At 58.4% G+C, this 25,212-nt stretch carries 18 protein-coding genes and 5 pseudogenes; 14 read left to right on the top strand and 9 right to left on the bottom strand.

Features of this window, described 5'->3' with window-relative positions; genetic code table 11:
* Positions 1 to 34: 34 nt before the first annotated feature.
* Positions 35 to 684, top strand: a pseudogene (locus tag I6F20_RS38595) (transposase family protein); the annotation flags it as partial.
* 1,197 nt (positions 685 to 1,881) lie between these two features.
* Here I6F20_RS38595 and I6F20_RS36775 read toward each other — a convergent pair.
* The 3 genes and pseudogenes from I6F20_RS36775 to I6F20_RS36765 form a co-directional block, all read right to left on the bottom strand.
* Positions 1,882 to 2,723 (bottom strand): annotated as a pseudogene (locus I6F20_RS36775) (IS66 family transposase); the annotation flags it as partial.
* A gap of 113 nt (positions 2,724 to 2,836) precedes the next feature.
* Positions 2,837 to 3,037: pseudogene (gene tnpB, locus I6F20_RS36770) on the bottom strand (IS66 family insertion sequence element accessory protein TnpB); the annotation flags it as partial.
* A gap of 132 nt (positions 3,038 to 3,169) precedes the next feature.
* On the bottom strand, positions 3,170 to 3,400 hold the full coding sequence (locus I6F20_RS36765; RefSeq protein WP_249786645.1) for a hypothetical protein: 231 nt from the start codon (positions 3,398 to 3,400) through the stop codon (positions 3,170 to 3,172).
* A gap of 464 nt (positions 3,401 to 3,864) precedes the next feature.
* Here I6F20_RS36765 and I6F20_RS36760 point away from each other — a divergent pair, with 464 nt between their 5' ends.
* The gene (locus I6F20_RS36760) at positions 3,865 to 4,341 is read left to right on the top strand and encodes an Lrp/AsnC family transcriptional regulator (RefSeq protein WP_071917732.1); all 477 of its coding nucleotides are present in this window, start codon (positions 3,865 to 3,867) and stop codon (positions 4,339 to 4,341) included.
* Between the two features lie 378 nt (positions 4,342 to 4,719).
* Here the strand turns inward: I6F20_RS36760 and I6F20_RS36755 are convergent, their stop codons facing one another.
* Both I6F20_RS36755 and tnpB (I6F20_RS36750) read right to left on the bottom strand, forming a co-directional pair.
* Positions 4,720 to 5,526, bottom strand: coding sequence for a polysaccharide deacetylase family protein (locus tag I6F20_RS36755; protein WP_463671693.1), 807 nt, complete (start codon positions 5,524 to 5,526; stop codon positions 4,720 to 4,722).
* 192 nt (positions 5,527 to 5,718) lie between these two features.
* Positions 5,719 to 5,874, bottom strand: a complete 156-nt coding sequence (gene tnpB, locus I6F20_RS36750; protein WP_225131278.1) for an IS66 family insertion sequence element accessory protein TnpB — start codon at positions 5,872 to 5,874, stop codon at positions 5,719 to 5,721.
* 222 nt (positions 5,875 to 6,096) lie between these two features.
* On the opposite strand from tnpB (I6F20_RS36750), the gene I6F20_RS36745 reads away from it, so the two are divergent.
* Positions 6,097 to 7,199, top strand: a protein-coding gene (locus I6F20_RS36745) for an IS3 family transposase (protein ID WP_225131270.1) whose coding sequence is annotated in 2 segments (ribosomal slippage) — positions 6,097 to 6,358 and positions 6,358 to 7,199 — 1,104 coding nt in all. Because the reading frame shifts where the segments join, the coding sequence is not laid out codon by codon here.
* Here I6F20_RS36745 and I6F20_RS36740 read toward each other — a convergent pair.
* Positions 7,200 to 8,432, bottom strand: a complete 1,233-nt coding sequence (locus I6F20_RS36740; protein ID WP_225131268.1) for an IS256 family transposase — start codon at positions 8,430 to 8,432, stop codon at positions 7,200 to 7,202.
* Here I6F20_RS36740 and I6F20_RS36735 point away from each other — a divergent pair.
* Positions 8,431 to 8,604 carry a hypothetical protein gene (locus I6F20_RS36735; RefSeq protein WP_225131267.1) on the top strand — a complete coding sequence of 58 codons (174 nt, stop codon included), beginning with the start codon at positions 8,431 to 8,433 and terminating at the stop codon, positions 8,602 to 8,604. The genes I6F20_RS36740 and I6F20_RS36735 overlap by 2 nt on opposite strands.
* A gap of 308 nt (positions 8,605 to 8,912) precedes the next feature.
* On the top strand, positions 8,913 to 9,923 hold the full coding sequence (locus I6F20_RS36730; RefSeq protein WP_225131265.1) for an IS110 family RNA-guided transposase: 1,011 nt from the start codon (positions 8,913 to 8,915) through the stop codon (positions 9,921 to 9,923).
* A gap of 610 nt (positions 9,924 to 10,533) precedes the next feature.
* On the opposite strand, the gene I6F20_RS36725 is transcribed toward I6F20_RS36730, so the two are convergent.
* Both I6F20_RS36725 and I6F20_RS36720 read right to left on the bottom strand, forming a co-directional pair.
* Complete coding sequence (locus tag I6F20_RS36725) at positions 10,534 to 12,216, bottom strand: MFS transporter (protein WP_225131263.1); 1,683 nt, start codon at positions 12,214 to 12,216, stop codon at positions 10,534 to 10,536.
* 618 nt (positions 12,217 to 12,834) lie between these two features.
* Positions 12,835 to 13,308 (bottom strand): Lrp/AsnC family transcriptional regulator, encoded by a 474-nt coding sequence (locus I6F20_RS36720; RefSeq protein WP_225131261.1) that lies wholly within the window; start codon positions 13,306 to 13,308, stop codon positions 12,835 to 12,837.
* A gap of 582 nt (positions 13,309 to 13,890) precedes the next feature.
* On the opposite strand from I6F20_RS36720, the gene I6F20_RS36715 reads away from it, so the two are divergent.
* From I6F20_RS36715 to I6F20_RS36695, 5 genes and pseudogenes are all read left to right on the top strand, one after another.
* Entirely contained in the window at positions 13,891 to 15,294 is a 1,404-nt protein-coding gene (locus tag I6F20_RS36715; protein ID WP_225131259.1) for an aspartate aminotransferase family protein, read from the top strand.
* A 205-nt stretch (positions 15,295 to 15,499) separates the two neighbouring features.
* Positions 15,500 to 16,939, top strand: a complete 1,440-nt coding sequence (locus I6F20_RS36710) for an aldehyde dehydrogenase family protein (RefSeq protein WP_225131258.1) — start codon at positions 15,500 to 15,502, stop codon at positions 16,937 to 16,939.
* Between the two features lie 246 nt (positions 16,940 to 17,185).
* Positions 17,186 to 18,469, top strand: a complete 1,284-nt coding sequence (locus I6F20_RS36705) for a methylaspartate ammonia-lyase (protein ID WP_225131256.1) — start codon at positions 17,186 to 17,188, stop codon at positions 18,467 to 18,469.
* Complete coding sequence (locus I6F20_RS36700; protein ID WP_225131254.1) at positions 18,466 to 19,599, top strand: CaiB/BaiF CoA transferase family protein; 1,134 nt, start codon at positions 18,466 to 18,468, stop codon at positions 19,597 to 19,599. Before I6F20_RS36705 ends, I6F20_RS36700 begins: the two co-directional genes overlap by 4 nt.
* Before the next feature lie 248 nt (positions 19,600 to 19,847).
* Positions 19,848 to 20,003: pseudogene (locus I6F20_RS36695) on the top strand (transposase); the annotation flags it as partial.
* 37 nt (positions 20,004 to 20,040) lie between these two features.
* Here I6F20_RS36695 and I6F20_RS36690 read toward each other — a convergent pair.
* Positions 20,041 to 20,262: a hypothetical protein gene (locus I6F20_RS36690; RefSeq protein WP_225131252.1), complete on the bottom strand. Its 222-nt coding sequence runs from the start codon at positions 20,260 to 20,262 to the stop codon at positions 20,041 to 20,043.
* A 150-nt stretch (positions 20,263 to 20,412) separates the two neighbouring features.
* Here I6F20_RS36690 and I6F20_RS38590 point away from each other — a divergent pair.
* The 4 genes and pseudogenes from I6F20_RS38590 to I6F20_RS36670 all read left to right on the top strand — a co-directional run.
* A pseudogene (locus I6F20_RS38590) lies at positions 20,413 to 20,573 on the top strand (IS3 family transposase); the annotation flags it as partial.
* Between the two features lie 476 nt (positions 20,574 to 21,049).
* Positions 21,050 to 22,156 carry an ABC transporter substrate-binding protein gene (locus tag I6F20_RS36680; protein WP_225131241.1) on the top strand — a complete coding sequence of 369 codons (1,107 nt, stop codon included), beginning with the start codon at positions 21,050 to 21,052 and terminating at the stop codon, positions 22,154 to 22,156.
* Between the two features lie 165 nt (positions 22,157 to 22,321).
* A complete protein-coding gene (locus I6F20_RS36675; RefSeq protein ID WP_225131276.1) occupies positions 22,322 to 23,371 on the top strand; it encodes an ABC transporter ATP-binding protein in 1,050 nt (349 codons plus the stop codon).
* A gap of 39 nt (positions 23,372 to 23,410) precedes the next feature.
* Entirely contained in the window at positions 23,411 to 25,186 is a 1,776-nt protein-coding gene (locus tag I6F20_RS36670; protein WP_225131239.1) for an ABC transporter permease subunit, read from the top strand.
* The last annotated feature ends 26 nt before the right edge of the window (positions 25,187 to 25,212 follow it).

Genomic DNA, 25,212 nt, shown 5'->3' with positions numbered 1-25,212 from the left:
ATGAGGGAGGAGGACGGTGCGGACCATCCCATTAATGGTGACGCAAGCGGCCAAGCGGAAAGCTGTCGCCCATCTCCGTGGAGCCTTCGGGATGAGCGAACTGCGGGCGTGTAAAGTCATCGGCTGCTGCTTTATGACGATGAGCAAGGCGACCCGGGCGGATGATGCCGGCCAACGCCAAGCGCGAGAGGGTGATCGCCGAGGTAGGTCGCCGTTTCGGCTGTCGACGCCCGCACATGCTGCTCAAGCGGGAGGGCTATCTGGTCAACCACAAGGCTACGGCGCCATGGCGGCCGTAAGCGGGCAATTGGGACTATGGCGCTGATATGGCGGCCGATGATCTCCAACGATCGTTGGAGGCTCCCACTTTCTATCGGACCAGCTGACCGACGTCCGTCCCTTCCGTATTCTGACCATTGTCTGGCACTGGTGGCCGATCCCTTGCTCCCGGCACCCGGGTGGCGCGGGAGCTAGACCGGCTGATCACCGAACGCGGGAAGCCCAAGACGCTGGTCAGCGACAACGACACCGAACTCACAGCAACGCAATTCTGACGTAAGCCGATACAGAGCCGCGCTACCTAGCAGTACATCGCGGGGCAAGCCCATGCAGAACGCGTTCATCGGGAACTTTAACACGGCGACATTCGCCGAATTAAGGAGGCTCCCAACTGTGACAGGCCTATGAGTACTGTGGGCAGACCACTGGCAACGGTGCCGCGCCGGGCTTTCGGTGAGGATAACCGGTGCAGAAATTCTTGATGCAGTACGGATTCTTGCCGCTTCCGCACTTTTGGCAGCGGGTGACGCAATCCTCGTAGGTCACTCCGGGTCGTATCTGCTCAATCAGCATAGGTTCTCGCTGAGTTTTCTGAGCCAGAACTGGACCGAGGAGTAACACGGCAAGGAGTAGTCCAATCGGGTATTTCATATGCTCCTCCTCCTGTCGTAAAGGGAGATTCGATGCGGACGGTGATGTCTGCCGAACTCCTGGTCAAGGCAAGCTCACAGCCAAAGTCCCAGCGAGACCGCTCTCTGGGCGGATTCAAGCAGCTCAGAATGACACGTCAATATTCTCGCCAGCCCGCGGAGTATTTGGCGCGTCCCGTCCATCAGCGAAAAAAAGGTCTCACAGATTAATGGCGATCGCAGCTATGCGCAGCCGCTGCCAGATGAGTCGAATTTCGGCGACTGATCCGAGTTAGACGCAGGATTACAGCGACAAAGGGCGAATCGCGCATCAACTAGGATTGCAAACATTGGTATAGTTAGCTTGAAGATTTGGCTGGCGAGGCACGGGGATACAGCGTGCCGCTTCGCCAAGCAGGCGCACACCAGAGTCAACTGTTGCGCCGGTGTCAGTTGATGCAGGCACTTGAAATGCCGACGCCGCACGTGACGTGCGGGCGAGATGCGGCGCCACGACGGTGCGCGGCGACTCTCCGCATGGCATCAGCAGGAGGCGAGAATGCACAACAGCTCTCATAATACCCTCCATGTACAGTAAAGCGCTGTGGCGTCTGCGGCGGATAGTTCGGGCTGATCCGCCACGACTCTTGGCGAACTGTTCTTTGCTCCAGGAAATGCGTGGACCGTTTCACGGCTCGCCGGGAGGCCGACCAGAGATGGTTCGCGGGTCGCACTGGTTTAATGCGCCCCACTCAGTACCAAGCAGACTTTGACGGAGAGCTTAGGAAGGTCCGCACGCAGTTGTTTCATTGAGCGGCTGTGCTTGAAGCAACGCGAGCCTAGTGATTGAAGCTAAAGAAGGACGCGCTATGCGCCGCCGCAAGTGGAGCGCGCGGGGAACGTCGGCCGGTCGCCGTCTGCACCATGGTGGCGCTCGGGACCATTGGCTAAGCTCACCCCGGCCGACCCGCCACTTAAGTGGTCGGCGTTCAGGCGATCGGAGGGCATAGACATGGGAGACGCCCGGCGGATCGGCGCCCGCCCCATGGCCGGTCGTCCGCCGTATAGGCCCAGAGCTGACCCGTCTTGGGGCGCGTGTCGTCTCGTCGGCGAACAGCTTTGGCCGTTGCTTGAGCTTGCCAAGGAGGCGCTCATGTAACGGACGCAGATGGAAGACCGCCTGCCGCACCCGGTCCGCCACGGCCAAACTCAATACCCTGGCGGTAAATCTGGGCCTGCCGATAGAGCGGCAGGTGATCGGCATATTTAGACACCAGAACCTGGGCGACGGCGGCTTCGGTCGGCAGTCCGCCCTCGATCGACCGTGTCGGGGCCGGTGCCTGCATGACACCGTCTTAGCAAGCAGGGCAGGCGTATTTGGGACGCCGCGTCACGAGGATCCGGAACCGCGCCCGAACCGGGTCCGGCCGCTCGCTTCTATCCTCGCCAATCCGATGTAGCTCGCTCTGGCACCAGGCACATGTCTTGTTCTCAATGTCAACGACGAGCTCGATCCGCGCCAGGTGCGTCGGCTAGGCGTCACGGTTGCCGCGGCGCCTACGGCTCGCACCTCACGGCCTTCAGCTGGCGCTGACGTCCTGCGCCATCTCGCTGTACGCTGTCACCTGCTCGACGTCCTCCAGGCCCGGCAGCATCTGATCTTCAGGCAGTGTCTCTGCTGGCCGGCCAAACCGATGCCGCTGCAATTCCTTGATGATCTGACGCAGTCGTTCGCTCTCGCACCGCTCGGCAAGCAGCTTTGCACGTCTCGGGATCGTCAGGCAGGGCCTCGCTAACACCCAATTCAGAGCATATTCGCCGCCATCAGGGCGACGCGTCTGGCGCTTCTGATTCACTTCGCCGCAGCGCCGCCAACAACTATCCAGCTGCGTTGGCGCCGGCGTCTTTCGTCGCGCGTGGACACGCCGCCAGTCGAAGCCTTCGAGCAATGCCGACAATTCGCCGCCGACAGGTACTACGCCATACTCGAACTTCGGCCAGCGGAAGATCCCATCATCGAGCCGCTTGACGAACAAACACGGGCCCGTTCCGGCCCAGAACACTAGCTTGATCCGATCCGCCCGCTTCCGGAACACATAGACAGCTCCCGAGAACGGATTTGCCCCCATGCTCTCGCACGCCGGCTAACAAGCCCCTCCATTCCCATGGAGAAGTCTACCGGTTTGGTCGCCACCATCACCCGGACCGCACCCGACGGCCCGATCACCAGCTCACCTTCAGCGCCTGGATGATCGACGCAATCATCGTCGGGTCCGCACCACGGACGCCCGGATCGTGATGCCGTCAACTTCGATCTCGATGACCCCGGCCTTGGCCTTGCGGCGCACCGCTTTGCGCTCGCGCCCAAGTGCGGCCGCCGGCACTACGGCATCCACCACCGCCGGCACAAACTGTACTTTTTCTGCTTCGAAATGACCGCGCGCTGCTGCTCGCAACTGACGGCGCCAGCAAAACAGCTGCTGCGGCGACAATCCATGCTGTCGCGTTACCGAGCCGAGCCGCCACTCGTAACGATCTCCGCAACAGCCCGGGCCTTGTCCTCGTCGTTCCACTTCCGCCGACGGCCGGCTCGGTTGAAGACCTGGAGCCGCCGCACCGGCTCCGTGATAGTAGTATGCACTGTGCCCATTCTAAACCTAACGGGTCCAAACCGAACCGCAGCCTCGCAGATCACCCCGTCACCCCACCGAACAGCGCTTACCGTTAACCGGCTCGCGGCGTAAGTGTCCTTCTTGACGTGCTCAATCCCGAGATGATTCTGACGATCACAACTTCAGCGGGACCAGACGGGCTTCCTTGGGGTTGCCCGCAGCGACTTCTCATGGGGGCGGGAAGCAGGCGGCGTGTCGAAAACCTTTGCATTTCTTCTTCATTCGGTCGATTTTCTGTATACCGGTGGCATTTATCAATGAAGTTCATCTCCGTGGCAGCAACTATGCGATACGATCGAATAGACGCCCGCATCCTCGAGATCGTGCAAAAGAACAACCGACTGACTTCCGATGTCATCGGCGAAATGGTCGGGCTTTCCGCTACCGCGTGTCAGCGACGACTGAAGCGACTCCGCTCGGAAGGCATCATCGAGGCCGACATCTCGATCGTTTCGCCGAAGGCGGTTGGCAGACCCATTCAAATGCTACTGCTGGTAAGCCTGGAGCGGGAAAGTTCGGAAATAGTCGATAAGTTCAAAAAGGCCATCAAATCGTCCGCTGAAGTCGTGAATGGATTCTACGTTACTGGCGACGCGGACTTCCTTTTATACATTACTGCGCCCACCATGGAGGACTATGAGCAGTTCACCAGGCGGTTCTTCTATACGAACCCAAACATCAAGGCGGTCAAGACGATGGTCGTAGTAGACCGCGTAAAGGTAGGTTTCGCTGTGCCAGTTGAAGCCTCGTCGGAGGATTGACGAAAACTCCGATGTCCGCGCCTGCATCCAGGGGAATGTTGCAAACAGGAATGTAAGAGCTCGCTGAAGTGCGCGACACTGCGGCGAATGACCATAGTGGGGTCGATGCGGATCGCCAGAGTCGTGGTCGAGGCAGCGACCATAGGCATCGCCTCTATGTCCAAGGCGCCGATCGAATTCGTCGCGAAGTCGATGTAGCTCTTTTCAACGTTCTGCCCCGCCGTTCGCAAGTAGAAAATGGTGAGCAGAAGCTGGCGCCTAGCGCCCCGACTGACCTAAGTCGGCGTGATCTTTCACCCCGACTATCTAGCCTGCTAGGTTCACGACCCCCCGTCGTCCGCGCGACAAGTGCGAGTCGTTCAGTCGACCATGCGGGGATTAAGGGGGTATCTCAGCGTTCGTCACGGTCGGGGCAGCCGGCACCAGATGTACTATCCGATAATCGTTCTCATGCAGGTAGCGCAAGAACGGCATCGTGGCGGCCGTTCGGGCCTGGGCGTCGTGCAGCAGAATGACACCCTTTCTCGCGGTCGTTAGCCGCTCGATCAGATTCCGTAGTTCTCGATCTGGGGTTATATTCGCCCAATCGCTCGCCCAAAGGTCAGCACCGAACACAGCAATCCCGCGTGACTTCAAGTGGTCGAGCACCGCAGGGGGCGAGTCGAAATAGGGAAACCGAAAGAAATTTGCCGACGGAGTTGTGATCGAGACGCCGTTGAGCGCCAGTTCATCGGCCGCAATGCCTCGATCGATATCTTCCGTAGCCTGTTCGAGCGGAATCTTCGACATCATAGGATGCGACCAGCTATGGTGCCCAACTGTGTGCCCCTCGGTGGCAATGCGGCGGACGAGCTCGGGGAATGCTGCGGGGGACCTGCCGACCAGGAAGAACGTGGCCCGCACGCATTTCTGCGCGAGTGCCGTCGGCACCTTTTCTGTATTCGGGGGCCGTGGTCCATCATCGAAGGTAAGGACGACCTCATGGTCCGCCAGAGGAAGGGTTTCTGGAAAGCTTCCCAGCCCCACGCGCGGATAGGTCTCCGCATCGACAGCGAGCACGCGCGATGTGCCGAGCGCATACTGCCGCGGGCAGTTGGCGGAATTTGCCACCGCGCTGCCGGCAAACAACGCTGTCACAGCGCCGGCGAGCCGTTTAGCCAATCTGTGCAGGCGCATCCTTCTCATTGCGCTCGGCGCGACCTTGAGGCCAGTGTCGTGCCCGCAGGCTATTCGATGCACGTCGCCGGATTGCTGCGCATTGAGGTATATGGCGCGTAAAAACGTCATCAAGCCTAAGCGATGCGACGAAAGCGACGTCCATAACAATTGAACTCACTTTGGCTGCGTTCCTCATAGGTGGATCCTCAGCACTCCGTATCAAGTGCAATGGTACCAAAGGATCTTGATCAGCTTGCCGCGTTTGCCACGGAACACATAGAGGTCGCCGCCGTGCGGGTCGCACGTGAACGCTTCCTGCACCAGCAAGGCCAGCGAGTTCATGCCGCGACGCATATCGGTGTGAGCGGTCGCAATCTATACCCGCACGCCCGACACAATGGATATCATCACCGCCGTCCATCGGCCAGTGCCGCGACCGCGGCCTTCAGCATCGCCGCGTCGACGGTGCCTGGATCCGGGTATTGTCCAGAATGTTTCGCACTTTTGATCAGGCGATGATCTGAGGCCGGCAAACTGGACCATTTTTGGCTAGAGTTGCGCTGCGTAAATCCCCTCGGCTGGGAGAAGCGGACAACGATGAAGGCCTCGAAGTTTTCGGACGCCCAGAAGGCGTTTATCCTGAAGCAGGGCAATGACGGGGTGCCGGTTGCGGATATCTGCCGCAAAGCCGGGATCAGCCAGGCGACCTATTTCAATTGGAAGAAGAAGTATGACGGGCTGCTGCCGACGGAGATGCGCCGGTTGAAGCAGCTCGAGGACGAGAATGCCAAGCTGAAGAAGCTGGTGGCTGATCTGTCACTCGACAAGGAGATGCTGCAGGACGTGATCCGCCGAAAGCTGTGAAGCCTGGTCGGAAGCGCAAGCTCGTCGATGAGGTTTGCGGTGAGTGGCAGGTGTCGATCCGCAAGGCCTGTGCGGCCCTCGAGTTCGACCGGTCGACCTATCACTACAAATCTCGTCGCTCCGACCAGGCGACCCTCGAAGCTCGGATCAAGGAGATCTGCCATGTTCGCGTTCGCTACGGCTATCGCCGCGTCCATGTGCTGCTGCGCCGCGACGGATGGCATCACGGCCAGAACAAGACGCGTCGCATCTATCGCGAATTGGGCCTGCAATTGCGTAACAAATCGCCAAAGCGCCGGGTCAAGGCCAAGCTGCGCGATGACCGCCGGCCAGCGACGCGGGTCAACGAGATCTGGGCGATGGACTTTGTCCATGACCAGCTGGCAACCGGCGGCAAGCTCCGGGTGCTCACGATCATCGACATTTTCTCTCGCTTCTCGCCGGCGCTGGAGCCGCGGCTCACCTTCCGCGGCACCGATGTCGTGGATGTTCTGGAAAGGCTTTGCAATGAAGTGGGAATCCCTGCCACGATCCGCGTCGATCAAGGCAGCGAGTTTGTGTCGCGCGACCTCGATTTGTGGGCCTACCAGCGCGGTGTCACGCTGGACTTCTCACGGCCAGGCAAGCCGACCGACAACGCCTTTATCGAAGCCTTCAATGGGCGCTTCCGGGCCGAATGTCTCAATGCCCATTGGTTCCTGTCCCTTGCGGACGCCCAGGAAAAGGTTGAGACTTGGCGAAGATACTATAACGAGGAACGGCCCCACGGGGCGATCGGCAATCGGCCGCCGATTTTGCTGCAAAAACACGTCGGCGCTACCAGCCCGCCAACGTGATCAGAGGCGCAAAACTCTAATTCTAGCTGGTCCAAAGTTCGGTCTCGCTGCAGCGACGGCTCCGGTTTCAGAGAGTTGTGGCTGATAGAGCGGTCGCATGTTCATGTAGCATTTGGTCGACCACGCGGTTCCGGCAATGTGCCGCAGCCGGGCCGCCGCCAAGTTGAGACAGGATTGACCGTCGGGGAAGGCGCCGACGACACGGGTTCGTCGCCGGATCTTCTTCATGATGCGCTCGAGCGGATTGTTCGTTCGAATCTTCCGCCAATGGATGTCCGGAAAGGCATAGTAGGCGAGCGTCTCGTGAACCGCCTGCTCGACGAGATCAGCAGCTTTGGCCATACGGCTTGCCCGCAGATCCGCGATGACGGTCCTGGCTTTGTCGTCGGCCGCGGCGCGGCTCTCCTGGGCATGAATGGCCTTGAGCATGTGGCTCACCTCGCGGACCCGGGTCGACGGCACGTGGCTGAAGACATTGCGATAAAAATGCACCATGCATCGTTGATAGCGGGCCTCCGGCAGATAATCCGCAACGCTTTCGACATGACCTCGGCACGCATCGGAAACAACCAACTGCACGCCCCTGAGACCGCGATCGACGAGATGCCGCAGAAACGATGACCAGCCGGATTTGTCCTCCTTGGCGCCCTCACAGAAGCCGAGGATCTCTCGGAACCCCTCGGCATTGACCGCCGAGGCCACCAGCAGCGAGACGTTGCGAACCTCACCAGCCCAGCTGCGCTTCATCACGATGCCGTCGAGATAGAGATATGGATGCTCGCCTTCGATCCTGCGATTCCGCCACGCCTCGATCTTGGTATAGATCTTGTTCAGGTTCGACACTGTGCTCGGGCTGACCCGGGTGCCCCACAGCGCCTCCGTGATGTCTTCGACCCGCCGAACCGAAATTCCGGCCAGATACATCTCGATCAGCGCCTCCTCGACCGAGCTCTCCCGCCTCCGGTAGCGCTCGATAATCGCCGTCTCGAAGGTTTGCCGCCGTAGCTTCGGGACCTTCAGATTGACGTCGCCCCCCTTGGTGTGCAGCGTTCGCTCGTAGCTGCCTGCCCGTGTGTCCTGCCGGGCCGGGCTGCGCTCATACTGCCCAGCCCCGCACAGCTGGTCCGCTTCGGCCTCCAGCATGGCGTTCAGGGTCTCTTCCACCGTCCCGCGGACCATCTCGCCCAGGTGATCTCGAATCCGGGCCTCATCAATTTGGATCACCTGACCCATGGCATTCCCATCGTTCATTCAAAGCCCCTTCATTCTAGAAGAAGCCGTCAATCCTGAAAGTGCGAAAGACTCTGTACGTTATCGTGATCCGCATCCGAACCCCGGCAGCAAACTCGATCTCGATCAATCCGCCGCTGCTTGCCGGCGCGACTGGACAAGGCGCCGGCGCTGATTCCGCGACCACCATCTCCGTTACGAAGCTAGGTTGATGGGCGGCATCCTTCGGCTCAGGCCGAGCGACCGTCGCCATCGCGGAAACAATGAGCGCGAAACAGCGTTGCCGCGACTTGACGCGGCGCCTGTAAACTCTCCAGGACGATCTTGAGCTTCTCATCCTCGGACCAGCGCAGTCGCCGGCCCGTGTCCACCACTTCAAGCCCTTCGACTTGGGCACTGCGCCTATCACTGATGGGGTGGACGCCCCCTCACAGCTTCATTGTGGCAAAGTGGCGCCGCGCATCATTCGAAACGGAGGTTCCCATGTCAGGAGTTGGTACAATTGGGCTGGATCTTGCGAAACACGTGTTTCAAGTACATGGCTCGAGCGTTTCAGGAGCCGTGGTCTTCCGCAAGAAGCTGCGACGGGATCAGGTACTCAAGTTTTTCGCCACGCAGCCGGCCTCTACGGTCGCCATGGAAGCATGCGCGAGCAGCCATCATTGGGGGCGAGAGATCGCAAAATTGGGGCATCAGATTCGTCTCATTGCACCGTCTTACGTCAAGCCGTTTGTGAAGCGGCAAAAGAACGACGCAGCCGATGCGGAAGCGATCTGTGAAGCCGCACAGCGGCCAACCATGCGTTTCGTAGCAATAAAAACAGAGGAGCAACAGGCAGCGTCCCTAGTATTTCGTGCTCGCGTTCTACTGGTTCGCCAGCGAACCCAGGTCATCAATGCAATACGAGGCCATCTGGCTGAGTTCGGGATCGTCGTCGCAAAGGGGCCGTGTCACGTCGCCAAACTCCTGGAAAGGATAGCAGATACTCCCACGATGGCCCAATCGATCCTACAATTGCTCGTCGATCTGTTGCAGTCCCTGGATGAGAAGATCGCACGTTTAGACCAAGAACTTGCCCATCGTATTAAAGCGGATACGGAAGCCAAGCGATTGATGACTATTCCTGGTATAGGACCTGTTACCGCGACAGCGCTTGTTGCATTAGCCCCGACTGCTCAGGCCTTCAAGAAGGGCCGCGATTTTGCAGCTTGGCTCGGTCTAACACCGCTGCAGCGCTCAACCGGAGGAAAACAGAAGCTTGGCGAGACCTCTCGAATGGGTGAGCGAACACTGCGCAGACTACTGATCATCGGCGCAAGTGCTGCGGTGCGATGGGCAAGGCTCAAGGGCTCTTCTAACCAATGGCTCATGAACATGCTGAATCGTAAGCCACCCATCCTGGTGACTGTGGCGCTTGCCAACAAGATGGCGCGCATAGTCTGGGCATTGATGGCAAGAGGCGGAACGTATCGAGCTCCCGCTATGGCGGGCTAGCTTCACTGCTACCCGCGGTGCGAGAAGGTCGAACGGAGAGTATGGCGCAAAGGTCAGAGACGGGATCGGGAAAACCAGGTTATGGACACGCGCCCCGAGCGCGCATCACTGAATTGGACCCGCTCCGCGAACTCCCATGCGGGCCGGCGGCACGTAACGGCCGCATCAGAGGCCGGACACATGTCAGCACCCGACCGCGCTCCTTGCTCGTTCCAAAGATTCTTCTTGCATCATTGGGGGCGTCCACACATGTCCATAAGGACAGTACTCAACAACACGCCTCATTCGGCAACGCGGCCTTCACCGCACGGATACGGAAAGCAGACATCAAGTACGCACCAAACCGGCACTCTCCTGCGCTAAAGCCATCGGTGCCGGTGTTCACAATCCTTCCACGTTAAGGACCGAGCAGCGGCGCCGGGCACGTTCACAGATGGCTAGCTTGTTCCGGGGATGTTGATTGAACACACCGGCGAACCGGGCGTACCCGGTGTCCGACGTCTGAGCACACGCGTCGTCGCATCAGGTTCTCTCGCTGCGGAGAGCCTTGCAACCGAGAGTTTCGCCTCGGTTGGACCGTAGATGTCCTGGCTCCAGCGGAGGACTAACGCTATCTGCCGCCACGTTTAGGATCATCGAGCGGCATTTCGGACGCAGTGCGGTCGGGCACGTCTTCCTTCCATCGCACTGATCCGAATGGGCGCTCCAGCAAGCGGCGGACGCGTACCGGGTCAGGACCAACATGAAAAGCCGAAGCGCGCCGATCTAGCGCGCGCTCCGACTGAGTCGAGCGATTGCGCTGGCGCAAATAGTCTAGCCAAGTCGGGCAGTGATAGCGCTCGATCCATAGTTCTGGGTCGGCGATGTCACGCGCAATCGACCAACCATAGGCCCCGTTGCGTTGTCGCAATAGCTGCACATTCTGCATGACGTTGTGAAAGGCCCGCGCATTCTCCTGCGAGACGCGATATGCGATCTCGACTACCAGCGGGCCACTCCGAGCGGTGAGCGTTAGCCGTACCTCGGGATCGGCGAGCGACTCGGTATCCTGCTCACTTGCCGTGATGGGGGGCATTCGAAGCCAGAGTCCTAGGAGTGGAGAGAGTAGCATGAGTGCCGAGGAAGCCAGCAGCGCGACCTCAACACCGGCGCCATCCGTGAGGCGCCCCCAGACCCAGCTGCCGATCGCAATTCCTCCCGAGATTGCAGCCTGGTAGGCCGCAAGCGATCGGCCAGCCACCCAACGCGGAGCGGAGAGCTGTACGGCAATGTTGAACAGCGTCATCGTCGTCGTCCACACCGCGCCTGCCAACAGCAGAGCGGCCGCCGTGATTATCGAATTATCGCTCAGGGCGACCGCAGCGATGGCGCTCCCCATCGACAGGGCGCAGGCACGCACCGCTGCCTCGCCGCTCATTCGCTTGCGCACCTCGCCTATGAAGACCGCTCCCACAACCGCTCCAAGGCCGAAGGCGCCAAGTATGACGCCATAGGTCTGCGCACCTCCATGCAAGAGATCGCGCGCAATAAGCGGCATCAGCGCCGAAATCGAACCGCCCATCATACCGGTCAAAAACGTGCGCGTCAGCACGATCTTGATTGACGGCGAGTTGGTAATATAGCGTACGCCTGAGACAATGGCGCGGCTCAGTTGTTCGCGCGGCAGCCGCGACGGCTCGGCGACGCGCTTCCAAAGGAACAGTGCGACCAGCAGCGGCAGATAGAAGCATGCATTCAGCGCGAAGGCGGCAACGGCGCCCGCGGTCGCAACCACAATACCGCCGATTGCGGGCCCAAAGCTGCGCGCAATGTTGTAACTGATCCCGTTGAGCGCAACCGCAGCCGGCAGCGTGGCGGGCGGCACCTGCTCGCTGACAGAGGATTGCCAGGCAGGCCCCCTCAATGCCATGCCGCTGCCCATAACAAAGCAAAGCACCAGCAACAAGGTCGGCGTAGTGAAGCCCGACCATTCGACTATGGTTAGCGCGATGGCGCCGCAAAGCTCAATCCAGAGCGCAACCAGAGCGACAATGCGACGGTCGTGCATGTCGGCAATAGCGCCAGCTGGCATTGCAATCAGCATTATCGGCAGCAGAAGCGCCGTCTGCACCAGCGCGACCTGGTCCGCGGACGACGTCATCTGAGTCATTGCCCAGGCCGCTCCGACGCCTTGCATCAGGATGCCAAAATTGGCGAGCAAGCTGGCGAGCCAGACGCGTCGGTAGGTCCGAAAGCGTAATGGAACGATGATCCCGTCGGAGCTGAATGTCTGTGGCCTGGATGGATCGATCATTCCTCTCGACCTCGCCCCTTCCCGCATGATTTCCGGATCAGATCTGTTCCGCCAAGCTTGACCGCAACCAACTGCTCAAGTGCTTTCCCAATTCCGTTTGGGCATTTGCGTTTGGGAGCAGCGCCAAAGAGCCACAGTTCTCGGGCAAATCTGTTTGGTACTTGTCTCCTCGCGCAGCGTGAGTGTGACCTCTCGCTGTGAGCATGGACGCAACCGAGACTTGTGAGTTGCTTGGACGGAGTTGGGCCATCGTCCGGAAGAAGTGCCATGATGTCCCGTGACTGGAACAGAATCGCGGCGCCCGAATACGCTCGTCTGCCGGGTCAGGCGCTTCAGTTGAAAAACGCTTAGGCCGATTGCATGACGTCGTGAACGTGACATTGAGGTCACGATGATTCGGTGTGATGTCGCTACCTTTGTGTCGCAACGGATGGGGCGCGATCCTCGCTTGTTTGACGCTCACTGCTACCCGCGAAATCTGAAGAGAATTCTCAGACCCTCGATAGCAGCGGAAAGTACAGCAGCGAGAAAGCCGGTTTTTCGCGTTCTATGCGAGTGAGCGGTGAAAACGCGCACAAACGGGTCCATCTGTGGAGCAAGATGTCGAGTCCAGCTCACTCAATCGTCTGCAGACTCAATTGGAATTGCAAAGCCAACCTTTACACGGTCTACAATAACCATCGTCTTAAAACCCTTGATGTTTGGGTTCTCATAGAAGAAGCGACGCGTGAACTGCTCATAATCGTCCATGGTGCGCGCTGTAACGTACAGGACAAAATCAGCATCGCCGGTGACGTAAAATCCATTCACGACCTCAGCTGACGATTTGATGGCCTTCTTGAATCTATCGATTATATCCGTGCGCTCCCGCTCGAGGCTCACTAGCACGAGCATCTGAAGAGGTCTTCCTACAGCTTTTGGCGAGACGATCGAGACATCGGCCTCAATGATACCGTCTGAACGAAGCCGCTTCAGGCGTCGTTGACATGCAGTAGCAGAAAGCCCTGCCATTTCGCCAATCACCTCGGAAGTTAGACGATTGTTCTTTTGCACGATCTCGAGGATGCGGGCGTCTGTTCGATCATACTGCATAACGGCTCCAGCCTTGGGGTGAATCGCAGCGCCAACTGCCTGTACGTTGCAGGAAATCTTCCGAACGTCAGGAGATACGACGCAAATATGTGCGTCACATCAGTATCCTGAATGCATAGGCATTTCAACAAAAGGGCGTGCCGGACTTACAGATGGTCTTTCAAACTATCCAGCAGCCGGTGCCCGCGCCGCCGGAAGGAGTAAGGCTGCGCGGAGTAATCCGTCGCAGCGGATGTCGTGCTCGTGGCGTGAGTGAAGGTGTGTTGTTTGCAAGGGAAGCGGCGTTCGAAGTGCCGCCATCGTTCGCCTCGGTGATGAGCGGAAACGCATTGCGGCCGCCGACGAGTCCGGCGTTGGGCGCGCCGCCTTGGTCTTGTGTGCGACTTCGACCCGATTCATGCGCCTGAACTTACGCGAGTATAGGTGTGGGGGCGATCGTCGCCTCAAAGTTGGTTGGCCGATATCCATCCATGTACTGATGGAAGCGGCTGGTCTCGTCCATCAAGACTCAACGTGCGGTCTCGTTGAGCCAAAATACGTTCGCTTCGCGAACCTCGCAGCTTGAACAGAGGGTGGTGCACAATGGCAATCAACATCAAAGAAATTAGTGAAAAAGACAAAAACAGCGTTCTGCATCCTTTCACGCATCTCAAGGACTTTGCGACCGGTAAGCTTGGCGAGCCGACGGTCATCGAAACCGGAAAGGGTATCCGAATCCAGGACGCCAGCGGCAATCAGCTCATCGATGGTTTCGCCGGCATGTACTGCGTCAATGTAGGTTATGGTCGAACCGAAGTCGCTGAAGCGATCTCACGTCAGGCCTATCGCCTCGCGTACTACCATTGCTACGCGGCGCATACGACGGATGAGCTCGCGATCCTCTCCGATCGTCTCGTCAAGATGGCCCCGGGGAAGATGAGTAAGGTCTTCTACGGCATGTCCGGTTCGGATGCCAATGAGACGCAGGCGAAGCTCGTCTGGTACTACAACAATCTTCGAGGTAAGCCCAAAAAGAAGAAGATCATCGCGCGCGAGCGTGGCTATCACGGTTGCAGCGTCCTTTCCGGTTCAATGACCGGTATGAGCTTCTACCATGACTATATGGATCTTCCGCTGTCGCAGATTGTGCGCACTGGTGCCCCGCATTACTACTGGGGCTGCGATCCTGGGGAGACCGAGCGCGAATTCTCGGCGCGTCGCGCCGCTGAGCTCGACCAGCTCATTGAGCGTCTCGGTCCGGACACTGTGGGCGCCTTCATCGCCGAGCCGGTGCTCGGCACGGGCGGTATCACGCCGCCTCCGGTGTGCTACTGGGAAGCAATCCAGGCTGTGCTCAAGAAGCACGACGTTCTTTTGATCGCCGACGAGGTAATCACCGGCTTCGGTCGCACTGGCTCGATGTTTGGCTCGGAGCACTATGGAATCGAGCCCGACCTGATCACGATCGCGAAGGGGCTCACTTCGGGCTACTTCCCGCTCTCCGCAGCGATCGTCGGAGACAAGGTCTACAAGGTTTTCGAAGGCGGCGCTGACAAGGTCGGCGCATTTTCGCATGGCTATACCTATTCGGGTCACCCCATCGGAGCTGCTACGGCAAACGCCGTACTTGACATTGTGGAACGAGAGAATCTTCCTGGCAATGCGCGGGAAGTCGGCGCCTACTTCCAAGCCCAGCTCAAGGAGAAATTCGCGCAGCTGCCGATTGTCGGGGAAGTGCGCGGGGTCGGACTGATGGGAGCCATCGAGTTCGTTGCCGATCGCGATAAGAAGAAGCGGTTTGATGCGTCTCTTAAAGTTGGTGCCCGCGTTTCCAAGGCGGCCCGCGACCGGGGTCTGATCGCTCGCCCGATGCCGCACGGCGACATTCTCGGTTTCGCCCCGCCGCTCGTCACCACCAAGGCTGAAATCGATGAAATCGTTTCAATTGCCGAGAGTGCTATCCGCTCGATCATGGACGAGCTCGTTCGCGACAGTGAGAAAATCTAAGAAAGGCTAAAGAGTGGTGGCCGCAGACGTTGCGGCCGCCATTTTCAAGAAAAGCTCCTGCGCTGAAAGCCGATTGTGAGCATCATCGGATTGTCTCACGCGCTCATGGATCTTTCCGGCGACGGCCTTTTTCCAGGGGTAACGGTATTGGGCATCGTGCCAAGAAATCAACCAAGACACCGAACGGCAGAGCGGCAAGAGACTTATGTCCGACAGCATCAACTACAAACTCTTCATCAACGGAGCGTGGCGCTCAGGCGGAAACGGCACCGATTTGCCCATCATCGATCCTGCCAACGAGCGGGAATTCGGCCGAGTGGCCGTCGCGTCCGCGTTGGATCTTGACGATGCGTTAACGACTGCACAGGCGAGTCTGCGGCGATGGTCGAATACTCCGGCCGCCGAACGGGGAGCGCTCCTCGTTCGTGCCGCGCGGATCCTACGAGGAAAGATCGAGTTTGCGGCGGCGGCACTCTCAAAGGAGCAAGGCAAGACGCTGGCCGAAGCCAAGGGTGAGTACGCCCGCGCAGTCGAAATGCTCGAGTGGAATGGTGCTCAGGCAGGGAAATTGTCTGCTCCATTTCCGATAGACGAAAAGCGGCGGATCGTACCAGAAGCGATTGGTGTAGTTGCTGCGTTTACGCCTTGGAACTACCCGGCAGTCCTCAACGCCCGAAAACTTGCCGCGTCTATTGCCGCCGGCTGCCCTGTCATCCTGAAAGCGGCGGAGGAGGCTCCGAGTGCTGGGGTCTATATACTCGAGGCCCTAGAGGAGGCGGAAGTCCCGCCGGGTGTTGTAAGTCTGGTCTTCGGACATCCACCGATGATCTCGGAGCACCTGCTCGCTTCGCCTGTTGTCCGAGCGTTGTCGTTCACCGGCTCTACACCGGTTGGCAAACAGCTCGCGAAGCTTGCTGCCGGCAATCTGCAGCGCTGCGTGCTAGAGCTCGGTGGCCACTCTCCCGTTGTCGTCTTTGAAGACACGGATATCTCGAAGGCCGCTTGGGCAATATCGGAATACAAGTTTGAGTGTGCAGGTCAAAGCTGCAACGCTCCCAGTCGGATTCTGGTTGCGAGATCAATCTACAAGGAGTTTCTGGCCACGCTTGTCCGCGCGGCGGAAAAGATCAGAGTCGGCGCGCCGGATGATCCTGGAACGGATATGGGGCCAATGGTGAATGCGAGGCGTATTGAAGCGATGGAGCGCCTGACCAGGGATGCTGTCAATCGCGGAGCGAAGATTGAAACCGGTGGTAAGCGCATTGATCGACCGGGCTTTTATTGGGCGCCTACAATTCTAAGCAATGTCCACCCCGAGTCACAGATTCTTCATGACGAACCGTTCGGGCCGATTCTCACGGTTGCCCCGTTCGATACGATTGATGAGGCAATTGATGAAGCGAACGCCACCGAATATGGCCTTGCTGCCTATTTCTTCACCGGATCTCTCGAGATTCAGAAGCGCATGATCCGCAGCCTTGCGGCGGGTGCCATCAGCGTGAACCACCTCAAGGGCGTATCTGCGGATGCACCAAACGCAGGAATCAAACAGAGCGGCTATGGCTACGAAGGTGGTGTCGAAGGGGTGAGGGCCTTTCAGAACCTGAAGCTCGTCAACGGAGTCACAGCCGCTTCCGTGGCATGAGCGACAAAACAGGAAGATCACTGTCCTGCCCCTGACTCGTTTCTGGAGCAGTAGCCAACCGTTTCTAAAGCACGAGTGGCTTGCAATATCCAGATGCTTATCGAAGTCGCCTAAGCGCCGAAGGCCAAGGCTGCTCGTTGAATCTGCGGCCGGAGGTTCGAAGGCCAGTTTGCCATAAGTGATGTAAGGCCTTGGTTTATCGGGATGAATGGCAGTCGAGATGGCTGCGCTTAGATAGAGTGCGCAATGAGAAACTCTCCCACCATAAGAGATGTGATTCTGGCTCCAGGGAACGGAAGCTTCTTCTACGACGATCAAGCTGCAATACGCGCCGGCGCGGCTCAAGATGGCTTTTGTTATTTGGGTGCGCCTCTGACGCCCGGTTTCCCGACCATCCGCATTCCATCGCGGTCGCTCAGCATCGGCCTCGTCATGTCAGACGACACGATCGTGTGGGGTGACATGATGAACGTGCAGTACTCAGGCGCGGGCGGTCGCGAGCCGGTCTTTCAGGTCGACACAGTCGAAGCACTCACGAGATCCGTTGTGATCCCGCGGCTACTCGCTGGCGACGTTTCCAATTTCCTTGGCTCTTGTAACCGTGTTCTCGCACACTATGAGGGCAAGCGCCTACCTCTCGCCGTTGAATATGGTGTGAGCCAAGCTTTACTTCGCGCCGCTGCGTATATTGGCCGGACTACGCTCGCCGAGGTGATCTGCTCCGAATATCGCCTGCCTTTACCCGACAAGCCAGTCCCGATCTACGCTCAGAGCGGAGATTCGAGAGAAATCAACGTTGATAAGATGATTCTCAAGTCGGTTGATGTGCTTCCGCATGGCTTGATCAACTCGCGAGAGAAGTTCGGTCCTTCCGGGGAGAAGTTTCGCGAGTTCGTCAAATGGGTCGTTAAACGCACGAAAGAAATCGGCCAGCCTGGATATCATCCCGTTTTGCATTTCGACGTTTACGGTTGGATCGGCCTCGAGATTGGAATGCAGGCGCAGAAGATTGCCGATTTCATTGCGCGCGTTGCGGATGACGCGCCGGGATACCGACTTCATATTGAATGCCCGGCGGACTTTGGATCAACGGAAGCTCAGCTTGAGGAGTACGCCAAGATCGTCGCACTTCTCGATAGCCGCGCTACCGAAGCCCGCGTCGTCGTCGACGAGCAATGCAACACGCTTGACGACATCCGGCTATTCGCCGAAGCAAAAGCGGCTCATCTGATTCAGATCAAGATGCCTGACGTGGGCTCGATCGCTGACTCCGCCAGGGCCGTGCTGGTCTGCAAGGAGAATGGCGTGGGCGCGTATATGGGTGGGAGCTGCACGGAAACGGATTTGTCGGCAAGGGCGGCAGTTAACATTGCAGTGGCAACACAGGCCGACATGATGCTCGCAAGACCTGGGATGGGCGTTGACGAGGGCATCTCGATCGTCGGAAATGAGCAGAGCAGACTGCTCTCCGTTCTTGGCTACCGCCGGTCGCAGAACTCCCGTCAGAATGTCGGAGGGGCGTCCGTATGAGGACGGCGTTAGTAGGTATTACCGTCGTTGCCGTCGAGCAGGCGGTAGCGGCGCCTTATGCGTCGTCCCGCCTCGCCGATGCCGGCGCTCGTGTCATCAAAGTCGAACGCCCTGAGGGCGACTTCGCACGAAATTACGATAAGCTCGTTCACGGCCAAAGTGCATATTTCGTCTGGTTGAACCGCGGAAAAGAATCCATCTGCCTCGACCTCACGGTCGAGCAAGATCGTGCAGTCCTCGAAGCGATGGTCGCTCAGGCTGATGTCTTCATTCAAAATCTCAAGCCCGGCAGCATCACGAAACTTGGATTTGGATCGGTGGATCTTCGGAAGCGCCATCCCCGGTTGATCACCTGTGACATCTCCGGCTTCGGCTATGGCGGTGCTTTGTCGCATCTCAAAGCGTATGACCTGATCGTGCAAGCCGAGACCGGGCTTTGCGCGATCACCGGAACAGCGGAGGGCCCAGCGCGCGTCGGGGTCTCCGTATGTGACATTTCGGCCGGCATGACCGCTCTCAACGCCATCTTGCAGGCGCTGCTCCTTAGGGAGCGAACCGGGGAAGGAACGGCCATTCAGGTCTCACTATTTGACGCCATCGCAGACTGGATGAACGTTCCGGTTCTTCAGTTCGATTACAGCGCCTATCATACAGCGCGCGCGGGCGTGAACCATCCATCTCTCGCGCCATATGGGGCGTACCGCTGTGCGGACGGCAAGGACGTCATCTTCTCCGTTCAAAACGACCGCGAATGGGTCAACTTCTGCACCAAATTCCTCAAACGACCGGAACTCATCCGCCACCCCGATTTTGCCGAGAACATGGACCGTATCCGCAACAGGACCAGTTTGGATGAAATCGTGGTAAATCGGTTTGCTCAAACGCCGAGCGACGAAGCCATGCGTGAGCTGGAAGCCGCCGGACTCGCGTACGGACGGCTGAACCAGATAGAGGACGTAGCCAAGCACCCACATCTCCGTCGAATACCTGTGTCAACGCCAGCAGGCCATGTCGACGTGATCGCGCCGGGCGCGATTTTTGACGGTGAGATAGCGCCGGTGTCGCGACCGGTTCCTGCTCGCGGAGCCCATTCTGAAACGTTGCGCAAGGAGTTTCGGCACTCCTCCTAGCCGCGGACGGCCGTCTGGCTGCTCATTTGTCCACACAATGAATGTTGCTTGTCGATCGCATCGTCCAGAGTCGCTGCCGCTGCAGTCAAACGACAGCCTTAAAGCTGGGACGAATCGCAATTTGGCAAATCGCGTCGTTGTGTTGCTTCTACGAGCGTAGACACAAGTCGCGGGTGAAAGACACGCGGCGATCGCATCTCTTCGCCGCTTCTACGATTTGAACCGCACGCGGGAGGGCGAGTGGCGCAAGGTCCGCGCGACGTGCAGCCTATTTTGGCCGGACTTCGCGACGCTGGCAGTCCGGCTCCTCGATCGACGTCCAGGGCCGGATCAGCATGGCCCGCGACGCCGACGTGCGCCGCGCGCTGTACGAGGCGGCGAGCGCGCTGCTGAGCCGCTACAAGAAGTCGTCGCGGGTGACTTGTGAGGCCAATGGAGGGCTCAAAGATTGCCAACAGCCTCGCCCGTTCGATCGCGCAAATATCGCCGATTGCGCTGGAAGGGCATGGCTCGCCACACGTCCATTTCCCAATAGTCACCGACAGGGACGCCAGTCGACATCCACTCGGCCATTACTTTGCCACCGCCACCAGAAGAGTCGATACCGCATGAATTGAACCCTGCGGCCACGTAGAGGTTGGCGATATTCGTCGACCGGTCCATGGCGGCGGGCTCGTGCATCACAGCGACACGCCGACCTCGATCTTCAGCGCGGCGTCCTGCCTGGCGCGCGTTGACAGCTTGGCGAGATCGAGCCGTTTGGCCACATTGGCGTCATAGGTCGAGGGGCGATCGGCAACACCTTGCAGTGGGCGCGGGCCGTGGCGCAGCTTCGAGGCCGTCGAGCTCGCAACCCTGGAATGGGTGGATTGTTCAACAACCGAAGGCTCCTCGAGCCCATCGGCAACATACCGCCGCCCGAAGTTGAGCAACGCTGCTACACCATGCTGGAACAACCGGCCAGGGCAGCATAACTTAAACCAAATGGCCTCCGGCAAACCCGGGCCGGTTCAAAGACCCGCGCGCTCGGCGCTTTGAGTCGGCCGGAGGTGACTCGAGGAATGGAGGAAACAAAATACGCGTGACCACGACGCTCAGGAAAGGAGATGATTCGCTATGATCCGGCCGCAGCGAGCGTGAGTGGGGTGGCAGTCACTACCTGCAGCGTTCATGACTAGAAAGCTCACGTTGCTCGATAGCGGTGGCAAGGAAGAGCTCTTATGGAATTCCTAACGGCCACTGAGCGGCTTCGGATGGCGAGATACCGGTGCCTTGCTTCCGTGAAGCAGGGGCGAAAGCCTAAAAGCGTCGCAATCGTGCAAATCAATGGGCGTTTCCAGCTGAATAAGCCTCTACATTGAAGAAAATCGGCTCTGAACACTCCTAATATTCACGCAACAAAAATGATTCAAATTCCGAACGTCACGCAATCACACTAAGGGAGCGAAGCATGAGTCTATTGATGAATCGCAGACGCGTCCTGCAAGCCGGCTCTTCCGCCGTCTTGGCAGGCGCCATGAATTCGATCGCCGGCAGTCCCGTGGCGGCGACAACGGACGAGCTGCGGGTCGTGGTCTATGGTGGGGACATAGCGAAGACATACATTGAGTGTTTTGTGAAGCCATTCGAGGCGGAGACCGGGATCAAGGTAGTCCCGATCACCGACCAAATTAGCTCTGCGCAGCTCGAGCTTATGGTGACCAACAAAAACGTGACGGTTGACGTTGCTCCCATGACTCAGGGCGCTACCATCATTGGTGGCGAGAAAGGTTTGCTCGAGCCAATCGACTATTCCAGCTTTAAGAAGGAGGAGGTGGATGGCCTCTTTGATTTTGTCAAACACCCGTTTGGGGTAGGGCAACTGATCTTTTCCTACGTGATGGTTTACAATACCGAGAAGTATCCAGCGGGAAAACCGCGACCGAACACGTGGGCTGAGTTCTGGGATACCAAGACATTTCCTGGCGTACGGACCTTGGTCTCAGGTCGATATGGGGGTGAGGGGCCTTGGGAGGAGGCGCTGCTGGCGGATGGCGTAGCTCCGGACAAGATCTATCCCATGGACATAAATCGCGTTTTCGCCAGTCTGGATAAAATCAAACCGCACATTCGGAAATGGTGGACTGTCGGCTCCGAGATTCAGCAGATTATGACAGATAAGGCAGCCGACCTTATGCAATCCTATAGCGGACGAACGGGTGTGGTGATTTCCCGGGGCGCGCCTATGGAGATGAACCGTAGTCAATCCAAGCTGCAGTGGGACAGTTGGGTCATCCCAAAGGGCAGCCCCAATGCCGCGAAGGCTCAAAAGTTTATTGAATTCGCTACCCGCGCCGAGCGCCAGGCTGCTTTGGCAAAGCTTTGGCCGGAAGGTCCTACCAATCGGAACGCATTCAAGCTCCTGCCTGAGGAGCTTGCCCGTAAGCTTCCTAGCCATCCTGACTACTTGGCCAGTGGCATCGTCATGAACGGGAAGTGGTACAGCGAGCGAGGGGCCGACGGGAAAACCAATTCCGACAGGCTCCGCGAACGCTGGAACGAGTGGATCCTTAGCTAATTCTGGATCTCTTTGAGGCTATGTGGCATGGCGACGACGGACCTCGTCGATCGCTATGCCGCTTTCCATGTTGATGGAGCCAGCATGCCTAACCGTTTCGACAATCAAGATCTAGTTGATGGGCCGGCGAATGCGCCTCTCGTTCCCATTGCCGGCAATGAAGCGATGGAGAAAGACGTGCACTTCGCTCAGATCGAATTTCGGAACGTCACGAAGACGTACGGATCAGTTACCGCAGTCAAGGACCTCTCATTGAGCGTTCGCCGCGGCGAGTTCCTGACAATTCTTGGTCCTAGCGGCTCGGGCAAGACGACAGCCCTAATGCTGCTCGCTGGCTTTCAGACACCAAATCAGGGCAACATCTTTATCGCTGGAAAATCCGTCGCCGCTGTTCCTTCCTACCGACGCGATCAGGGTATTGTCTTCCAGAGCTACGCGCTGTTCCCGCACCTCACCGTGCGCCGAAATCTTGAATTTCCGCTCGAAATGCGCGGCGTGATAGTTGCCGAGAGGGCAAAGCGCGTCGATCGGATTCTAGCGCGTGTGCATCTCAATGGATTGGACAACCGTATGCCGTCGCAACTGAGCGGGGGGCAGCAACAGCGAGTGGCACTTGCTCGCGCGCTGATAGCCGATCCACCGATTCTTCTGCTCGACGAGCCGCTCGGCGCGCTTGATCGCAACCTGCGCGAGCAAATGCAGACCGAAATCAAGAGCCTGCACAAAGAGTTTGGCATCACTACTGTCTGCGTTACGCACGATCAAGACGAGGCGTTGACGCTGTCGGACCGTGTCGTTGTCATGCAAGCCGGTCGGATCGAGCAAACTGACACGCCGGAGGCCATCTACGACCGGCCCACCACGAAGTTCGTGGCGAAGTTTCTGGGCGAGGCGAATATCCTTGATAAGGCTGGTTTTATGATCGAATCCGACGCCCCGCAGCCGGAGGGCACTATTCCTATGATTCGGCCAGAGCGAATCTGCGTCGCCCCACTTGACGCGCCGAAGCGCGTCGATGCGGACCAGTGTCAGTCCGTCAAGGGAACCGTGGACAACATGATCTATGCTGGCCCGCTGAGGAAATACCATGTGCGCGTCGCTAGCACAGTGCTTGTCGTGCGCGAGCACGTTGCATCGGGGCGACGGGCTCTCCAGCCGGGCGAAGAGGCGCGGCTTGAATGGCTTCGCTCCGATGTACGGTTCGTCAGAGCCTAGGACCAGAGCGAATACGACAAGAGAATAAGGCTAATCAACATGCTCCACAAGCTTGGCCAGATAACCATTGCGCTTACCGTTCCGGCTTTTGCCATTTTGCTCGCGGTTTTTGGTATACCGGCCGTTCTGCTATTTCTGACCAGCCTCAATGCGCCGGCCTTCTCGCTTGCCAACTACGAGGCGTTCTTCAGTCGCGGGGCGAATGTGCGCGTGCTCCTGCAGACCGTCGAGGTAAGCGTCGTGGCTACGTCCATGTGCGTAATCATTGGCTATCCGATGGCTTATCTAATCGCAGCTGCCTCGAAGGGCTTGCGTACGGTACTTCTCGCGCTCGTGGTCATTCCCTATCTTACCAGCTTTCTGGTGCGCACCTACGCGTGGATCATAATTCTTGGCGATGGCGGCTTGATCAACAATCTACTGCTCGACCTCGGACTCATCTCTAGCCCCATATCGCTCATCTACAACCGCATGGCTGTCTACATCGGCATGGTCCACATCATGCTTCCTGTCATGGTTCTCCCTCTGGTCAGTGTCATGCTAGGCATTGATAAGTCCCTCACTGCCGCTGCCCGTAGCATGGGTGCCCATCCGTTTGCCGCTTTCTGGCGCGTATTCTTTCCGCTTAGTCTGCCGGGCGTCCGCAGCGGCTCGCTGCTGGTCTTCGTCCTCTGTCTTGGCTTCTATATAACGCCCGCCGCCCTGGGCGGGTTGGGCGACGCCATGCTATCGACTTTCATTGCAACTCAGGTCGAAACCTCTCTGGACTTGGGGCGTATTGCCGCCTCAGCTTTCATCCTCCTGGGGCTTGCCGTGGTCATGCTTGCCATTTTTGGGCTGGACCTTTCTGGTGCTCAAGGTCGAGCCGCGACAAAAAGATGGAAGTCTCCGCAGCAGAATTGGCTACCCTCATTCAGTCCGTCGATCCGCTACTTCGAAGAGCTTGCTACCCTGTATCGGGCAAAGCGTTGGGCGGCTACGCTCTACCAAGCCGTTGGCAGCAAGCATCTATGGAGGATAATTGGTGCGTCTTTCGTCGCGCTTGTCATGTTCTACCTGCTCTTTCCGAGCCTTGTCGTCATCGTCATGTCGTTTAGCGCAGGACCATCACTACAATTTCCGCCGGCAGCCCTTTCGCTCCATTGGTACCAAAGCTTCTTTGACAATCCGTCCTGGACCGACGCTGCATGGACCAGCATCCAGATCGGTATCGCCGTCGCCCTTCTCTCGACTGTTGTTGGTACGCTTGCAGCCTATGGCCTTAGTCGCGCCTCTTCGACGCTACGTAGTATCTCGACAATGGCGCTCCTCACTCCCATTACCATTCCGAGCATCATTGTCGGCATCGCCGCGTACCTCGGCTTGCTCAAGCTTGGCCTCATCGGCACACAAGTCGGCATCGTCCTGACACATAGCATCGGTGCTACAGCCTATGTCGTCGTAATCGTCTCAGCGACGCTAGCAAATTTCGACCGGCGCTTGGAGCTGGCGGCGAAGAGCATGCGGGCCAATCCGCTGCAGACCTTTACGAAAGTGACGCTGCCGCTGGTCCGGCCAGGCGTCATCGGCGGGGCCCTGTTTGCCTTCCTTCACTCTTTTGATGAGGTTGTCAAAACGTCTCTGGTCAGCGGATTTGCGATCCGCACTCTCCCATTGAAGATGTGGGAAAACATACGCCATGAGATCGATCCGACGATTGCGGCAATAGCATCGATGCTGATGCTTCTGCCTGTAGCTTGGCTAATTGTTCTCTACATCACTTGGTGGAGGTCGAGGACGATAGTTCCGAACGCGCTCCAAGAGACCACGCCTTGAACCTGAGGTTTGAAGATTGAAGGCGC

The organism is Bradyrhizobium sp. IC3123 (assembly GCF_020193625.1).
Lineage (GTDB): Bacteria > Pseudomonadota > Alphaproteobacteria > Rhizobiales > Xanthobacteraceae > Bradyrhizobium > Bradyrhizobium yuanmingense.
This window is presented reverse-complemented; position numbering and strand designations above follow the sequence as displayed.

Bases quoted from the DNA above. Each gene is read 5' to 3' on its own strand.
- I6F20_RS36740 (WP_225131268.1), bottom strand. From the start codon at position 8,432: ATGGGTCAGGTGATCCAAATTGATGAGGCCCGGATTCGAGATCACCTG.
- I6F20_RS36735 (WP_225131267.1), top strand. From the start codon at position 8,431: ATGGCATTCCCATCGTTCATTCAAAGCCCCTTCATTCTAGAAGAAGCC.
- I6F20_RS36705 (WP_225131256.1), top strand. From the start codon at position 17,186: ATGAGAAACTCTCCCACCATAAGAGATGTGATTCTGGCTCCAGGGAAC.
- I6F20_RS36715 (WP_225131259.1), top strand. From the start codon at position 13,891: ATGGCAATCAACATCAAAGAAATTAGTGAAAAAGACAAAAACAGCGTT.
- I6F20_RS36700 (WP_225131254.1), top strand. From the start codon at position 18,466: ATGAGGACGGCGTTAGTAGGTATTACCGTCGTTGCCGTCGAGCAGGCG.
- I6F20_RS36720 (WP_225131261.1), bottom strand. From the start codon at position 13,308: ATGCAGTATGATCGAACAGACGCCCGCATCCTCGAGATCGTGCAAAAG.
- I6F20_RS36690 (WP_225131252.1), bottom strand. From the start codon at position 20,262: ATGGACCGGTCGACGAATATCGCCAACCTCTACGTGGCCGCAGGGTTC.
- I6F20_RS36680 (WP_225131241.1), top strand. From the start codon at position 21,050: ATGAGTCTATTGATGAATCGCAGACGCGTCCTGCAAGCCGGCTCTTCC.
- I6F20_RS36710 (WP_225131258.1), top strand. From the start codon at position 15,500: ATGTCCGACAGCATCAACTACAAACTCTTCATCAACGGAGCGTGGCGC.
- I6F20_RS36760 (WP_071917732.1), top strand. From the start codon at position 3,865: ATGCGATACGATCGAATAGACGCCCGCATCCTCGAGATCGTGCAAAAG.
- I6F20_RS36675 (WP_225131276.1), top strand. From the start codon at position 22,322: ATGGAGAAAGACGTGCACTTCGCTCAGATCGAATTTCGGAACGTCACG.
- I6F20_RS36670 (WP_225131239.1), top strand. From the start codon at position 23,411: ATGCTCCACAAGCTTGGCCAGATAACCATTGCGCTTACCGTTCCGGCT.
- I6F20_RS36755 (WP_463671693.1), bottom strand. From the start codon at position 5,526: ATGAGAAGGATGCGCCTGCACAGATTGGCTAAACGGCTCGCCGGCGCT.
- I6F20_RS36725 (WP_225131263.1), bottom strand. From the start codon at position 12,216: ATGATCGATCCATCCAGGCCACAGACATTCAGCTCCGACGGGATCATC.
- I6F20_RS36730 (WP_225131265.1), top strand. From the start codon at position 8,913: ATGTCAGGAGTTGGTACAATTGGGCTGGATCTTGCGAAACACGTGTTT.